This is a genomic window from Enterobacter sp. MGH 16, assembly GCF_000493175.1.
Taxonomy (GTDB): domain Bacteria; phylum Pseudomonadota; class Gammaproteobacteria; order Enterobacterales; family Enterobacteriaceae; genus Enterobacter; species Enterobacter roggenkampii.
Genome location: NZ_KI535695.1, coordinates 1,180,156 through 1,194,583, shown reverse-complemented (window position 1 = coordinate 1,194,583; position 14,428 = coordinate 1,180,156). Strand labels below are relative to the sequence as shown.

The following is a 14,428-nucleotide window of genomic DNA, read 5'->3' as shown; positions in this document are numbered from 1 at the left end:
TTTTTATTTCAGGCTAAATAATGACCGATTACTTACTGCTCTTTGTCGGCACCGTGCTGGTTAACAACTTCGTTCTGGTGAAGTTCCTTGGCCTGTGCCCGTTTATGGGCGTTTCCAAAAAGCTGGAAACGGCAATGGGTATGGGGCTGGCGACGACCTTCGTCATGACGCTGGCGTCCATCTGCGCGTGGTGGATTGATACCTGGATCCTCATCCCGCTGGGGTTAACCTATCTCCGTACGCTGGCCTTTATTCTGGTTATCGCGGTGGTGGTGCAGTTTACCGAAATGGTGGTGCGCAAAACCAGCCCGGCGCTCTATCGCCTGCTGGGCATCTTCCTGCCGCTGATCACCACTAACTGCGCCGTTCTCGGCGTGGCGCTGCTGAACATCAACCTGGGTCATAACTTTATGCAATCGGCGCTGTATGGTTTTTCTGCAGCTGTCGGTTTCTCTCTGGTCATGGTACTGTTTGCCTCTATTCGCGAGCGCCTGGCAGCAGCGGATATTCCTGCGCCCTTCCGCGGTAACGCGATTGCGCTGGTCACCGCCGGTTTAATGTCTCTGGCCTTTATGGGCTTTAGTGGTCTGGTGAAGTTGTAATGAATGCTATCTGGATTGCCATCGCCTCTATCAGCGTCCTGGGGTTGGTGTTTGGCCTTATCCTGGGTTACGCCTCCCGCCGTTTCGCGGTAGAGGACGATCCCGTTGTTGAGAAAATTGATGAGCTTCTGCCTCAAAGCCAGTGCGGGCAGTGTGGCTACCCGGGCTGCCGCCCTTACGCTGAAGCGGTAGGCATCCAGGGCGAAAAAATTAACCGCTGCGCCCCCGGCGGCGAAGCAGTCATGCTGAAAATTGCCGCCCTGCTTAACGTTGATCCGCAGCCGGTTGATGGCGACGCGGACGTGCAGGAGCCGGTCCGCGCGCTGGCCGTGATCGACGAAGCGAACTGCATCGGCTGTACCAAATGTATTCAGGCCTGTCCGGTCGACGCCATTGTTGGCGCCACGCGCGCCATGCACACCGTAGTGGCGGACCTGTGCACCGGCTGTAACCTCTGCGTAGCCCCCTGCCCGACGCAATGTATCGAGCTGCGCCCGGTTGAAACGACTACCGAAAGCTGGAAATGGGATCTTCAAACCATTCCGGTTCGCAATATTCCTGTGGAACAACATGCTTAAGTTATTTTCTGCTTTCAGAAAAGAGAAGATTTGGGACTTTGACGGGGGTATTCACCCACCGGAGATGAAAACCCAGTCTAACGGCACGCCGCTGCGTCAAATACCGCTGGCGACCCGTTTCGTCATGCCGCTCAAGCAGCACATTGGCGCTGAGGGTGAGCTGTGCGTGAAAGAAGGCGATACGGTTCTTCGCGGTCAGCCGCTGACCTTTGGTCGCGGACGTATGCTGCCGGTGCACGCCCCCACCTCCGGTAAGGTGGTCGCCATCGCGCCTCATACGGTGCCGCATCCGTCAGCGCTCTCAGAGCTGAGCGTGATTATTGAAGCCGACGGCGAAGACCGCTGGATCGACCGTGACGGCTGGAGCGACTACCGCTCCCATAGCCGCGAAGCGCTCATCGAGCGCATTCATCAGTTCGGCGTTGCCGGCCTCGGCGGCGCAGGCTTCCCGACCGGCGTCAAACTGCGCGGCGGTGGCGATAATATTCAGACGCTGATTATCAACGCCGCCGAATGCGAACCGTACATCACCGCCGACGATCGTCTGATGCAGGACTGCGCCGCCCAGGTGGTGGAAGGCATCCGGATCCTCGCGCACATTCTGCAGCCGCGGGAAGTGCTGATCGGTATCGAAGACAATAAACCGCAGGCTATCTCTATGCTGCGCGCCGTGCTGGCGGGCAGTCACGATATTAGCCTGCGCGTTATCCCGACCAAATACCCCTCTGGCGGTGCTAAACAGCTGACGCAAATTCTCACCGGCAAGCAGGTTCCGCACGGCGGACGCTCTTCAGATATCGGCGTGCTGATGCAGAACGTCGGGACCGCGTACGCCGTGAAGCGCGCGGTGATCGACGGCGAGCCGCTGACCGAACGCGTGGTAACGCTGACCGGGGAAGCGGTCTCTCGTCCGGGCAACGTCTGGGCGCGTCTGGGTACGCCGGTGCGTCACCTGCTGGAGCAGGCTGAGTTTTGCCCGGCCAGCGACCAGATGGTGATCATGGGCGGCCCGCTGATGGGCTTTACCCTGCCGTGGCTCGATGTGCCGGTAGTCAAAATCACCAACTGCCTGCTCGCCCCTTCCCCGACCGAGATGGGTGAAGAGCAGGAAGAAAAAGGCTGTATTCGCTGCAGCGCCTGTGCCGACGCCTGCCCGGCGGATCTGCTCCCACAGCAGCTGTACTGGTACAGCAAAGGCCAACTGCACGACAAGGCGACAGCCCATAACCTGGCCGACTGCATCGAATGCGGCGCCTGCGCCTGGGTCTGCCCTAGCAACATTCCTCTGGTGCAGTATTTCCGCCAGGAGAAGGCGGAAATTTATGCCATCTCCATGGAAGAAAAACGCGCGGCGGAAGCCAAGGCACGCTTTGAAGCGCGCCAGGCGCGACTGGAACGTGAAAAAATCGCCCGTCAGGAGCGCCATAAGCAGGCCGCCGTTCAGCCCGGCGAGAAAGATCAGGATGCGATTAATGCCGCACTGGCTCGCGTTCGCGAGAAAAAAGCGACCGCGGCGCAGCCTGTGGTGATCCCGGCTGGCGAGAAGCCGGACAACAGCGAAGCCATTGCGGCGCGTGAAGCGCGTAAAGCTCAGGCTCGCGCCCGTCAGGCTGAAAAAGCGCAAACGGTCCAGGCAGAGACGGAGATCGACCCGCGTAAAGCCGCCGTTGAGGCGGCGATAGCCCGCGCTAAAGCCCGCAAAGCCGGTGAGCAAAGCGTGGTGGTTGAGCAGGAAGCGGTCGACCCTCGCAAAGCGGCCGTTGAGGCAGCGATTGCCCGTGCCAAAGCCCGCAAAGCGGCGCAGCAGACGCCAACCGCAGAACCCGACGCGCCGGTCGATCCGCGTAAAGCCGCCGTCGAAGCGGCGATTGCCCGCGCTAAAGCCCGCAAAGCAGCGCAGCAGGATGAACAACCGCAGGCCGCCAACGATGACCCGCGCAAAGCCGCCGTCGCCGCCGCCATTGCGCGCGTTCAGGCAAAGAAAGCCGCACAGCAAGCAGTTAACGAGGATTAAATGGTTTTCAGAATCGCAAGCTCCCCTTACACCCACAATCAGCGCCAGACATCGCGCATTATGATGCTGGTCTGCCTGGCGGCGCTGCCGGGCATTGCCGTTCAGTGCTGGTTTTTCGGCTGGGGAACCCTGTTCCAGATAATCCTGGGCTGTGCCAGCGCCTTAGCGGCGGAAGCCCTTGTCCTTAAGCTGCGCAAGGCGGCGGTCTCCCGCATTCTGGCCGATAACTCCGCGCTGCTGACCGGGCTGCTGCTGGCGATCAGTATCCCGCCGTTTGCTCCATGGTGGATGGTGGTCCTCGGCACCGTGTTTGCGGTGATCATTGCCAAACAGCTGTATGGTGGACTGGGCCATAACCCGTTTAACCCGGCGATGATTGGCTACGTGGTGCTGCTGATCTCCTTCCCGGCACAGATGACCAGCTGGCTGCCACCGCACGAGATTGCGGCCACGGTTCCGGGCTTCATGGATGCTCTGCACGTGATCTTTACCGGCCATACGGCGCTCGGTGCCGATATGAACGCGCTGCGCATGGGCGTGGACGGGATCAGCCAGGCGACGCCGCTTGATACCTTTAAAACGTCCCTGCATGCCGGACACAGCGTTGAGCAGATCATGAAATCCGCCATTTACAGCGGCGTACTGGCGGGTGCCGGCTGGCAGTGGGTCAACCTGGCGTATCTGCTGGGCGGCCTGTTCCTGCTGCAGCAGAAAGCCATCCGCTGGCATATTCCGGTCAGCTTCCTCGTGACGCTGGCGGTCTGCGCCACGCTGGGTTGGGTATTCTCTCCTGAATCACTGGCCAGCCCGCAGCTGCACCTGCTCTCCGGGGCGACCATGCTGGGTGCCTTCTTTATCCTGACGGATCCGGTGACGGCCTCAACGACTAACCGCGGGCGCCTGATCTTCGGCGCGCTGGCAGGCCTGCTGGTCTGGCTCATCCGCAGCTTTGGCGGGTACCCGGACGGCGTGGCTTTTGCCGTCCTGCTTGCCAACATTACCGTTCCGCTCATCGACTATTACACGCGTCCGCGCGTGTACGGCCATCGCTAAGGGTCTCGCCATGATCAAAACGATGCAAAAACACGGCGTCACGCTGGCTGTCTTCGCCGCGGTCCTGACAGGGCTGACGGCGCTGGTAAATGCGCTGACCAAAACGACCATCGAAGAGCAGGCCTCGAAGCAGCAAAAGGCGCTGTTCGATCAGGTGATCCCGGCGGAATTCTACGATAACGACCTGCAAAAAAGCTGCTTTATGGTAGACGCGCCGCAGCTTGGGAAAGGCCCGCACCGCCTCTTTATTGCCCGAAAAGGGGATAAACCGGTCGGCGCGGTGATGGAAGCGACGGCGCCTGACGGCTATTCCGGTGCCATTCAGCTCCTCGTGGGCAGTGATTTCTCCGGCACCATACTGGGCACCCGCGTGACGGAACACCATGAAACGCCGGGTCTTGGCGATAAAATTGAAACCCGTCTGAGCGACTGGATTTTGCACTTTGCCGGTAAAGTGATCCATGGCGAAGGTGATACCGCGTTTGCGGTGAAGAAAGATGGCGGCGAGTTCGACCAGTTCACCGGGGCGACCATCACCCCACGTGCGGTGGTGAATGCCGTAAAACGAGCCGGGCTGTACGCTGAAACGCTGCCCGCGCAAATCAACAATCTTCCGGCCTGTGAGGAGTAATCATGAGCCAGGTTAAAGAGGTTATTGTCCAGGGGTTGTGGAAAAACAACTCCGCGCTGGTTCAGCTTCTGGGCATGTGCCCACTGCTGGCGGTGACATCCACCGCCACCAACGCGCTCGGTCTGGGTCTGGCAACCACGCTGGTATTGACCCTGACCAACCTCTCCATCTCTGCCCTGCGCCGCTGGACGCCGTCGGAAATTCGTATTCCTATTTACGTCATGATCATTGCGTCGGTGGTCAGTATTGTTCAGATGCTGATTAACGCCTATGCGTTTGGTCTGTACCAGTCGCTCGGGATCTTCATTCCCCTTATCGTCACCAACTGTATCGTGGTCGGGCGTGCGGAAGCCTTTGCGGTGAAAAACAGTCCGGCTATGTCGGCGCTGGACGGTTTTTCTATTGGCATGGGTGCCACCTGCGCCATGTTCGTGCTGGGCTCGCTGCGCGAGATCCTCGGCAACGGTACGCTGTTTGACGGCGCTGATGCGCTGCTGGGCGGCTGGGCCAAAGCGCTGCGCATTGAAGTGTTCCACACCGATACGCCATTCCTGCTGGCGATGCTGCCGCCCGGTGCGTTTATTGGCCTTGGCATGATGCTGGCGATAAAATACCTGATTGATGAGAAACGTAAGCGCCGCGCGGCTCAGCGCAGCGTTCTGGAAGGGACACCCGAGAAGGCCTCATGAATAAAGAAAAGCGCATTGCGATCCTGACCCGTCTGCGGGACGAGAACCCGCACCCGACGACGGAGCTGAATTTTACCTCCCCGTTTGAGCTGCTGATCGCCGTGTTGCTCTCTGCACAGGCTACCGACGTGAGCGTCAATAAAGCCACCGCCCTGCTCTATCCGGTCGCCAATACGCCGAAGGCCATGCTGGAGCTGGGCGTGGAAGGCGTGAAGTCCTATATCAAAACCATCGGCCTGTTTAACAGCAAAGCCGAGAACGTCATCAAGACCTGCCGAATTCTGCTGGAGCAGCACGGAGGCGAAGTGCCGGAAGACCGCGCTGCGCTGGAAGCCTTGCCGGGCGTGGGTCGTAAAACGGCGAACGTAGTACTCAATACCGCGTTTGGCTGGCCCACTATCGCCGTAGATACGCATATATTTCGCGTCTCTAACCGGACCAACTTCGCGCCGGGGAAAAATGTCGAGCAGGTCGAAGAGAAGCTGCTGAAAGTGGTTCCGGCAGAATTTAAGGTTGATTGCCATCACTGGCTGATTCTGCACGGTCGTTACACGTGTATTGCCCGTAAGCCTCGCTGCGGCTCCTGCATTATTGAAGATCTCTGCGAATACAAAGAAAAAGTATATCCCTGAGGCATCTCAATCCCCTGATTAAAGAAGGGCTTTCAAACGCTCTTCTTTTGACCGTTATTTGTCCGCCTTTCGTTTCGCCTCACCTGTCACTTATTCGGCTCTTTAACGCTGAAACAGGTTAATAGTTTTTTCATAGCCGAAAATTTCTATACATCTGTGATCGCGATCACCCTGATAACTTCATGTTGTATTTTTGTTGTCAAAATCGACCTAAACCCTTTATCTGACAAGACACTCCTCTTTCTTTGCCGACGATAAGACCAGCTATTTTTCAGAATATGGGCTATATCACTACCACAAGCGGCAAATAGCAGAACATATCGCCAACAGCCCGTACTGACCGGTGATTACCAGTCGAAAAAACTACCTTTACTCAGCGTATGAAATTTAACGCTGAATAACATTTGCATGAACCGACGATTATACCACTCAGGATATATGTAACAGATTATTACAAACGTATTGCCAGATGGGGCAGGATAGTGAACATTACCCGCCGTTTCTCCTCCCAATATAACTATAAGGCGTATGGACTACGGCCATCACGCTATGAACACCCCCGTTAATATGGGATGTAAAAAAAGAGGTATATGTGTCGACTGCAAACAATAAACCAACAGATGAAAGCGTGAGTCTGAACGCTTTTAAACAACCTAAAGCGTTCTATCTCATCTTCTCTATCGAGTTATGGGAGCGTTTTGGTTACTACGGCCTGCAAGGGATCATGGCGGTTTACCTGGTAAAACAGCTGGGTATGTCCGAAGCCGATTCCATCACGCTGTTCTCCTCCTTCAGTGCTCTGGTGTACGGTCTGGTCGCTATCGGCGGCTGGCTGGGCGATAAAGTCCTCGGAACTAAACGTGTCATCATGCTGGGCGCCATTGTTCTGGCGATTGGCTATGGACTGGTAGCATGGTCAGGGCATGATGCCGCTGTCGTGTATATGGGCATGGCCACGATCGCTGTGGGTAACGGTCTGTTCAAAGCGAACCCGTCTTCCCTGCTCTCTACCTGCTACAGCAAAGATGACCCGCGTCTGGACGGTGCATTTACCATGTACTACATGTCCATCAACATCGGTTCGTTCTTCTCGATGCTGGCAACCCCATGGCTCGCAGCAAAATTCGGCTGGAGCGTGGCGTTTGCACTGAGCTTCGTCGGTATGCTGATCACCGTGGTGAACTTCCTGTTCTGCCGCAGCTGGGTTAAAAACTACGGTTCAAAACCAGACTTCGAGCCTGTGCATATGGGCAAACTGCTGGCGACCATCGTAGGCGTTGTGGTCCTGGCGGCCATCGCTACCTGGCTGCTGCACAACCAGGGTATCGCACGTGCCGTTCTGGGCGTTGTGGCGCTGGGTATCGTGGTTATCTTCGCGAAAGAAGCATTCGCTATGCAGGGTGCTGCCCGTCGTAAGATGATCGTGGCCTTCATTCTGATGCTGGAAGCGATTATCTTCTTCGTGCTGTACAGCCAGATGCCAACCTCTCTTAACTTCTTTGCCATTCGTAACGTTGAGCACTCTATTCTGGGCATCGCGTTCGAACCGGAGCAGTATCAGGCACTGAACCCGTTCTGGATCATGATTGGTAGCCCGATTCTGGCCGCGATCTATAACAAGATGGGCGACCGTCTGCCAATGCCGCACAAGTTTGCTATCGGTATGGTGCTGTGCTCCGGCGCGTTCCTGGTGCTGCCGCTGGGTACCAAATTTGCTACCGACGCCGGTATCGTATCCGTTAACTGGCTGATCCTGAGCTACGCGCTGCAGTCTATCGGCGAACTGATGATCTCTGGTCTGGGTCTGGCAATGGTTGCACAGCTGGTTCCGCAGCGTCTGATGGGCTTCATTATGGGTAGCTGGTTCCTGACCACTGCCGGTGCAGCAATTATCGCCGGTAAGATTGCGAACCTGATGGCCGTGCCGGAAAACGTCACTGACCCACTGGTTTCCCTGAACGTCTACGGTACCGTGTTCATGCAGATTGGTATCGCGACTGCCGTTATTGCCGCTCTGATGCTGCTGACCGCACCGAAACTGAATCGCATGACTCAGGACGACGACAAGACCGCTAAGGCGACCAAAACCGCTACTGCGTGAAATCCGTGAGAAACGACTGACCAGAAGCCGCTAATTGATTAGCGGCTTTTTTTTTATCCGTTTGCGCACTAACATAGCTGAAACCTCAGCGAAAAGGAGTTACCGATGAAACTGTTCTACAAACCGGGCGCGTGCTCTCTTGCTTCCCATATCACCCTGCGCGAGAGCGGCAAAGATTTCACGCTGGATGGCGTTGATCTGATGAAAAAACGTCTGGAAAACGGCGATGATTTTCTTGCCATTAACCCGAAAGGACAGGTTCCGGCGCTCCTGCTGGATGACGGTACCCTGCTGACCGAAGGCGTGGCGATTATGCAGTTCCTGGCCGATAGCGTGCCCGATCGCCAGCTGCTGGCCCCGGTCAGTACCATTTCTCGCTATAAAACGCTGGAATGGCTGAACTACATTGCCACCGAGCTGCACAAAGGCTTTACGCCGCTGTTCCGCCCGGATACGCCGGAAGAGTTTAAGCCGACCCTGCGCGCCCTGCTGGAGAAAAAGCTGCAGTACGTTAACGAATCGCTGAAAGACGAACAGTGGATTGGCGGCTCGCGCTTCACGATCGCTGATGCGTACCTGTTCACCGTGCTGCGCTGGGCACGTGCGGTTAAGCTGAATCTGGAAGGGTTAGACCACATTGCATCGTATATGAAACGCGTGGCTGAACGTCCTGCGGTGGCTGCAGCGCTGAAAGCGGAAGGGTTGAATTAACCGAGCAGACTGTGTTGCCGGGTGGCGCTGACGCTTACCCGGCCTACGAATTCCGTAGACCCGTGCCAGCGCAGCGCCGCCGGGCATCGTTTAAAGCTGGGTTGCGCTGAAATAGTGCTCCGGCTTCGCGATACGATCCTGTGCCGCGACCACCTGCAGTTCATATTCCTGCATCTCTTTCGTCGCAATCATAATTTCGTACACCGCTGCCGTAACGTGCTCCAGCGCGTCCCTCACCGTTGCACCCTGAAGCAGTTTCACCAGCAGCAGCCCGCTGGTCACATCGCCCACGCCCACCGGCTGACGCGGGCCAAAATCCACCAGCGGACGGCTGATATGCCAGGCATCATCCTTCGTCACCAGCAGCATCTCAAAGCGATCCTGGCTTAGCCCTGCGCGCGCGAGGTGTTTTACCAGCACAACCTCAGGCCCCTGCGCGATCAGCTCGCGTGACGCGCTTACGGCCTCTTCTACGCTGTTAACCGGATGCTCGCAGAGAATTTCCAGTTCGACCAGGTTTGGCGCAATGATATCGCTGGCGGGCAGCGCGTGCCGGACGTGGAATTCTGCCACGCCTGGCGCCACGATACAGCCTTTTTCCGGATGGCCCATGACGGGGTCGCAGAAGTATTTTGCCGACGGGTTGGCAGCCTTTACCTGACGCACGATGCCGAGGATATGCTCCCCCTGTTCCGCTGAACCAAGATAACCGCTCAATACGGCGTCACAGCGCTTGAGCTGGCCGATATCGGCAATGCCCTGCACCACCTCGGTGAGGTGCGAAGGCGGCATCACGCAGCCGGCCCATTTGCCATACTGCGTGTGGTTAGAGAACTGAACGGTATTGAGGGGCCAGACGTTGACGCCGAGGCGGCGCATCGGGAATTCCGCAGCGCTGTTGCCAGCATGTCCAAAAACAACGTGGGACTGAATGGCGAGGATGTTCTTCATTTTGTGCTTACCAAACCCTGAAAAAACAAAAGGGGCGTGGTTTCCCACGCCCCTCGAGACTGTTAATTATTTCCAGCAGACAAGGCAGTAGTTTTTCTTACCGCGACGCAGCAGGGTGTAGCGGCCATACAGACGGTCGCCATCAACAAAGGTGTATTCCGGGTCAGCCTGCTTTTCACCGTTGATGGTGATCGCGTTTGAGGCGATGGTTTTACGCGCCTGACCGCGGGAAGGCTGCAGCTCAGAATCCACCAGCGCCTGCATCAGGTCAGCCCCTTTCTCCATCTCAACCATTGGCACGCCGTCCTGCGCCAGCTGTTCGAAGTCCGCTTCGCTCAGATCGCTCAGGGTACCGTTGAACAGGCTTGCAGTAATGCGTTTTGCCGCGGCCAGACCTTCTTCACCGTGAACCAGTTTGGTCACTTCATCTGCCAGCACGTACTGCGCGCGTGGCGCTTTACCGCTGTTCTTGTCTTCTTCTTCCAGCGCATTGATGTCTTCAATATCCATAAAGGTGAAGAACTTCAGGAAGCGATAAACATCGGCATCCGCCGTGTTGATCCAGAACTGGTAGAATTTGTACGGGCTGGTTTTCTTCGGATCGAGCCATACCGCGCCGCCTTCGGTTTTACCAAATTTGGTACCGTCAGCTTTGGTAATCAGCGGAACGGTCAGACCAAAGACCTGATTCTGGTGCAGGCGACGGGTCAGGTCGATACCGGAGGTGATATTACCCCACTGGTCAGAACCGCCAATCTGCAGGGAAACACCGTGCAGCTTGTTCAGGCAGGCAAAGTCATACCCCTGCAGCAGGTTGTAGGAGAACTCGGTAAAGGAGATACCCTGGTCGTCACGGTTCAGACGCTGCTTCACGGCCTCTTTGTTAATCATCTGGTTAACAGAGAAGTGCTTGCCGATGTCGCGCAGGAAGGTCAGCACGTTCATGCTGCCAAACCAGTCGTAGTTGTTCGCGGCAATCGCGGCGTTATCGCCACAGTTGAAGTCGAGGAACGGTGCAACCTGTTTGCGGATCTTATCCACCCACTCCTGCACGGTATCTTCGGTGTTCAGTTTACGCTCAGCGGCTTTAAAGCTTGGGTCACCAATCAGACCGGTCGCGCCGCCCACCAGGGCAACAGGCTTATGGCCCGCCATCTGGAAGCGTTTCAGGCATAACAATGGAACAAGATGCCCCAAATGCAAGCTGTCAGCGGTGGGATCGAAGCCGCAATAGAGCGCGATCGGGCCTTGCGCCAGTCGCTCTGCTAACGCTTCCTCGTCCGTCACCTGGGCCACGAGGCCCCGCTCTTGCAATTGTTTAATCAAGTTACTGCTTGCCATCAAATTCTCCATGTATAAACGACTGCACCTTTGCCGGTACACGACTTTTCGCCTGATGCGAAAGGACCATAGAATAAAGCGCAAGCGCGGTGTGCGCTAGCGCTTAAATCAACAAATTTCGGGGATTACGGCGCCAGTCTGTCGATTTTCCAGCCGCCATTCTCGCGCTGGTATAAAAAGCGGTCGTGCAGGCGATGTTCGCCCCCCTGCCAGAATTCGATTTGCTCAATCGGGATGCGGAAACCACCCCAGAAGCTCGGCAGCGGGATTTCACCCTGCTGGAACTTCTGCTTCAGCTCGAGGAATTTACTTTCCAACACGCCGCGGGCGGAAATGCGGCTGGACTGTTTTGATACCCAGGCGCCAATCTGGCTGTCACGCGGACGACTGTGGAAATACTTCACCACTTCCAGCGTCGAGAGACGTTCCGCTTTGCCGGTCACCATCACCTGACGTTCCAGCATGTGCCACGGGAACAGCAGGCTGATACGCGGATTGTTTTCCAGATGGTGCGCTTTGCGGCTGCCAAGGTTGGTATAGAACACCAGCCCTTTCTCGTCATAATGCTTGAGCAATACGATACGCTGATACGGTTGACCGTTTTCATCTACCGTTGCGACAACCATCGCCGTTGGGTCGGCAAGTTTCGCTTCGCAGGCCTGTTTCAGCCAGCGTTCAAAAAGCACGAGGGGTTCAGCGGGAAGATCCTGGCGACGCAGGCCGCCTTTGGTGTATTCACGGCGCAGATGCGCAATTTGCTGCAGTTCGTCGTTATCTGACATGGCGTTAGCTGACATTGAGAGTGGGTGGCGCTATTGTGCGCCGCCCCTGTAAAAATCTCAACGCTTCGGATTTTCGAGCTGGCAATTGTTCAGCACAATACGGTCGCGTTTGTAGACCGTGGCGCTGTCGCCTTTCGACCAGAAGACATAGATACCGTCGGTGTAGCGTGCGCCCGAGGCCGAAATGCCCTGCTTCAGCGTCAGCAATTTATTGTCGTAAACAAAACTGGCTTCCTGGCGCGGATTGTTCAGCTTCACGGTCAACGGTTTTTCGTCGCAGCGATACTCCAGGGTATCGGTCTGCATGCGCTCAACGAGCTGGTTGTAGACGCTGCATCCTGACAGCAGCAAAGGGGCGGCAATAAGAAGAAGTTTTTTCATGGGCATATTCCGAAGACTATCCTGGTCCTGGAGGGCATGGCTGCCCCCCTGTTTCGTTCCATTCTAACGACGACGCGCCGCGCTGAATTTCAGTTAACTCTGATTATGACGCGGATTTGCCGGGAAAATCGCCCCAAGAACGCTCGCCTCGCGCGCGCCGGTTACCGACGGCAAGTTGCCCGGCAGCCCGGCAACGGTGCGCCAGGCAAGCCAGGCGAAGGCCAGCGCCTCCATATCATCCCCGCTGATGCCGGCCTCATCGGTTGTCGACACTTCGGTACCCGGCAGCAGCCCGGCAAGACGCGCCATCACCAGCGGGTTACGGCTTCCCCCGCCGCACACCAGCAGGCGTTCACATCCGCCGCTAAGCAGCACCTGTTCAGAAATCGACACGGCCGTAAGCTCGGCAAGCGTCGCCTGAACATCCTGCGGCGCGAGCGCCGGGAATGACGCCAGCTGGCGCTCAAGCCAGCCAAAGTTGAAGTATTCACGCCCCGTGCTTTTCGGTGCCGGTAAGGCAAAATAAGGATCGCTCAGCATGGACTGCAGCAGCGGGAGAATCACCTTCCCCTCACTCGCCCACTCCGCGTTTTTATCATACGGTTGCCCGCACTGACGCCAGATCCAGGCATCCATTAACATATTGCCCGGGCCGGTATCGTAGCCGCGGACCGGCTGCCCCGGAATAAGCATCGACAGATTGGCGATCCCACCAATGTTGAGCACCATACGCCGTTCTGAAGGGTGCGCCAGTAGTGCCTGATGAAACGCGGGCACCAGCGGTGCGCCCTGTCCGCCAAGAGCAATATCGCGACGACGGAAATCGCCGACCACCGTGACGCCCGTCTTCGCCACAATCTGGTTGTTATCGCCGATTTGCAGGGTGTGCGGGGCATCGCCGATGGGTTCATGCCAGACCGTTTGTCCGTGACACCCGATGGCCACCACATCCTGCGGACGAAGATGTTCTTTTTGCATCAAAGCCTGCACCGCATCCGCAAACAGCGCCCCCAGGCGGACATCCAGCTGTCCAAGCTGCGAAAGGGTCAGCTGCTGCCCCTGACAGATACTGAGAATATCCTCTTTCAATGAAATGGGGATTGGCCAGGTCAGGCTCGCCTGCTGTGCCACCATGTTTTCATCAATGGCGGCCAGAACGACATCTACCCCATCCAGACTGGTGCCTGACATCACACCAATGTAGCGACCCGATTTCATGCGCTTTCCTTACGTTGCGTGGGCTAAGGATATCCACTCAACCATAAACGGCGTCGCTTTGCCATCCGGCAATAATATTTTTTAACAATGTCAGACGGGTAGCGTGGGCGGATCCTGTTTATGTCTCGTTAAGTCAAATTCAAGTACAATTTTCCTATTGTTAGTGCAAAGATATGAACGATGGCCCCTTATGCCATATAATTTAGCCATAACGGATGCCCCCCATCGGGCGTTTTTGGTGAACAGGAGATTCAAATGATTTTACGTGTACTGGGCGTTTCGCTGATTGGTTTAACTCTGGCTGGCTGTGTGAATGACAGTTCACTTTCTGGCGACGTTTATAGCGCTTCTGAAGCGAAACAGGTTCAGAACGTGACTTACGGTACCGTTGTTAACGCACGCCCTGTACAGATTCAGGGTGGTGATGAAAACAACGTGATGGGCGCCATCGGCGGTGCCGTTCTGGGTGGTTTCCTGGGTAATACCGTCGGCGGCGGTACGGGCCGTTCTCTGGCAACAGCCGCAGGCGCAGTGGCCGGTGGTGTAGCAGGCCAGGGTGTTCAGGGTGCGATGAACAAAACTCAGGGCGTCGAGCTGGAAATTCGTAAAGACGACGGCAGCACCATTATGGTTGTTCAGAAACAAGGCAGCACACGCTTCTCCGCAGGTCAGCGCGTTGTGCTGGCAAGCAACGGAAGCCAGGTGACCGTTTCTCCACGTTAATTAAAAATGGATGTGGCCATT

The 14,428-nt window shown here is 56.6% G+C and carries 15 protein-coding genes; 10 read left to right on the top strand and 5 right to left on the bottom strand.

What is annotated here, in order from left to right; translation table 11 throughout:
* Window positions 1–20 precede the first annotated feature (20 nt).
* The 9 genes from rsxA (at window position 21) to gstA (ending at window position 9,011) form a co-directional block, all read left to right on the top strand.
* Complete coding sequence (gene rsxA / locus L362_RS16920; RefSeq protein ID WP_008500564.1) at window positions 21–602, top strand: electron transport complex subunit RsxA; 582 nt, start codon at window positions 21–23, stop codon at window positions 600–602.
* Window positions 602–1,180 carry an electron transport complex subunit RsxB gene (gene rsxB, locus L362_RS16925; RefSeq protein ID WP_008500565.1) on the top strand — a complete coding sequence of 193 codons (579 nt, stop codon included), beginning with the start codon at window positions 602–604 and terminating at the stop codon, window positions 1,178–1,180. The genes rsxA and rsxB overlap by 1 nt, the downstream gene beginning before the upstream one ends.
* A complete protein-coding gene (gene rsxC / locus L362_RS16930) occupies window positions 1,173–3,194 on the top strand; it encodes an electron transport complex subunit RsxC (protein WP_023343980.1) in 2,022 nt (673 codons plus the stop codon). Before rsxB ends, rsxC begins: the two co-directional genes overlap by 8 nt.
* Window positions 3,195–4,247, top strand: a complete 1,053-nt coding sequence (gene rsxD, locus L362_RS16935; protein ID WP_023343979.1) for an electron transport complex subunit RsxD — start codon at window positions 3,195–3,197, stop codon at window positions 4,245–4,247. It begins immediately after the preceding gene.
* Window positions 4,248–4,257: 10 nt separating this feature from the next.
* A complete protein-coding gene (gene rsxG / locus L362_RS16940) occupies window positions 4,258–4,878 on the top strand; it encodes an electron transport complex subunit RsxG (RefSeq protein ID WP_023343978.1) in 621 nt (206 codons plus the stop codon).
* A gap of 2 nt (window positions 4,879–4,880) precedes the next feature.
* Complete coding sequence (locus tag L362_RS16945) at window positions 4,881–5,567, top strand: electron transport complex subunit E (RefSeq protein ID WP_023343977.1); 687 nt, start codon at window positions 4,881–4,883, stop codon at window positions 5,565–5,567.
* A complete protein-coding gene (nth, locus tag L362_RS16950) occupies window positions 5,564–6,199 on the top strand; it encodes an endonuclease III (RefSeq protein ID WP_008500570.1) in 636 nt (211 codons plus the stop codon). Before L362_RS16945 ends, nth begins: the two co-directional genes overlap by 4 nt.
* A gap of 592 nt (window positions 6,200–6,791) precedes the next feature.
* Window positions 6,792–8,300: a dipeptide/tripeptide permease DtpA gene (gene dtpA / locus L362_RS16955; protein WP_008500571.1), complete on the top strand. Its 1,509-nt coding sequence runs from the start codon at window positions 6,792–6,794 to the stop codon at window positions 8,298–8,300.
* A gap of 105 nt (window positions 8,301–8,405) precedes the next feature.
* Complete coding sequence (gstA, locus tag L362_RS16960; protein ID WP_008500572.1) at window positions 8,406–9,011, top strand: glutathione transferase GstA; 606 nt, start codon at window positions 8,406–8,408, stop codon at window positions 9,009–9,011.
* Window positions 9,012–9,101: 90 nt separating this feature from the next.
* On the opposite strand, the gene pdxY is transcribed toward gstA, so the two are convergent.
* From pdxY to anmK, 5 genes are all read right to left on the bottom strand, one after another.
* Window positions 9,102–9,962, bottom strand: coding sequence for a pyridoxal kinase PdxY (pdxY, locus tag L362_RS16965; protein ID WP_023343976.1), 861 nt, complete (start codon window positions 9,960–9,962; stop codon window positions 9,102–9,104).
* Between the two features lie 66 nt (window positions 9,963–10,028).
* Window positions 10,029–11,303: a tyrosine--tRNA ligase gene (tyrS, locus tag L362_RS16970; RefSeq protein WP_008500574.1), complete on the bottom strand. Its 1,275-nt coding sequence runs from the start codon at window positions 11,301–11,303 to the stop codon at window positions 10,029–10,031.
* Between the two features lie 125 nt (window positions 11,304–11,428).
* Window positions 11,429–12,085, bottom strand: coding sequence for a pyridoxamine 5'-phosphate oxidase (pdxH, locus tag L362_RS16975; RefSeq protein WP_008500575.1), 657 nt, complete (start codon window positions 12,083–12,085; stop codon window positions 11,429–11,431).
* Between the two features lie 57 nt (window positions 12,086–12,142).
* Entirely contained in the window at window positions 12,143–12,472 is a 330-nt protein-coding gene (mliC, locus tag L362_RS16980; protein ID WP_085930290.1) for a C-type lysozyme inhibitor, read from the bottom strand.
* Window positions 12,473–12,559: 87 nt separating this feature from the next.
* The gene (anmK, locus tag L362_RS16985; protein ID WP_023343975.1) at window positions 12,560–13,684 is read right to left on the bottom strand and encodes an anhydro-N-acetylmuramic acid kinase; all 1,125 of its coding nucleotides are present in this window, start codon (window positions 13,682–13,684) and stop codon (window positions 12,560–12,562) included.
* 255 nt (window positions 13,685–13,939) lie between these two features.
* On the opposite strand from anmK, the gene slyB reads away from it, so the two are divergent.
* Window positions 13,940–14,407 (top strand): outer membrane lipoprotein SlyB, encoded by a 468-nt coding sequence (gene slyB, locus L362_RS16990; RefSeq protein WP_008500578.1) that lies wholly within the window; start codon window positions 13,940–13,942, stop codon window positions 14,405–14,407.
* Window positions 14,408–14,428 lie beyond the last annotated feature (21 nt).

Coding starts and splice junctions, on each gene's coding strand:
- rsxC (WP_023343980.1), top strand. CDS start 1,173: ATGCTTAAGTTATTTTCTGCTTTCAGAAAAGAGAAGATTTGGGACTTT.
- rsxB (WP_008500565.1), top strand. CDS start 602: ATGAATGCTATCTGGATTGCCATCGCCTCTATCAGCGTCCTGGGGTTG.
- tyrS (WP_008500574.1), bottom strand. CDS start 11,303: ATGGCAAGCAGTAACTTGATTAAACAATTGCAAGAGCGGGGCCTCGTG.
- gstA (WP_008500572.1), top strand. CDS start 8,406: ATGAAACTGTTCTACAAACCGGGCGCGTGCTCTCTTGCTTCCCATATC.
- rsxG (WP_023343978.1), top strand. CDS start 4,258: ATGATCAAAACGATGCAAAAACACGGCGTCACGCTGGCTGTCTTCGCC.
- slyB (WP_008500578.1), top strand. CDS start 13,940: ATGATTTTACGTGTACTGGGCGTTTCGCTGATTGGTTTAACTCTGGCT.
- mliC (WP_085930290.1), bottom strand. CDS start 12,472: ATGCCCATGAAAAAACTTCTTCTTATTGCCGCCCCTTTGCTGCTGTCA.
- nth (WP_008500570.1), top strand. CDS start 5,564: ATGAATAAAGAAAAGCGCATTGCGATCCTGACCCGTCTGCGGGACGAG.
- pdxY (WP_023343976.1), bottom strand. CDS start 9,962: ATGAAGAACATCCTCGCCATTCAGTCCCACGTTGTTTTTGGACATGCT.
- rsxD (WP_023343979.1), top strand. CDS start 3,195: ATGGTTTTCAGAATCGCAAGCTCCCCTTACACCCACAATCAGCGCCAG.
- anmK (WP_023343975.1), bottom strand. CDS start 13,684: ATGAAATCGGGTCGCTACATTGGTGTGATGTCAGGCACCAGTCTGGAT.
- pdxH (WP_008500575.1), bottom strand. CDS start 12,085: ATGTCAGATAACGACGAACTGCAGCAAATTGCGCATCTGCGCCGTGAA.
- L362_RS16945 (WP_023343977.1), top strand. CDS start 4,881: ATGAGCCAGGTTAAAGAGGTTATTGTCCAGGGGTTGTGGAAAAACAAC.
- rsxA (WP_008500564.1), top strand. CDS start 21: ATGACCGATTACTTACTGCTCTTTGTCGGCACCGTGCTGGTTAACAAC.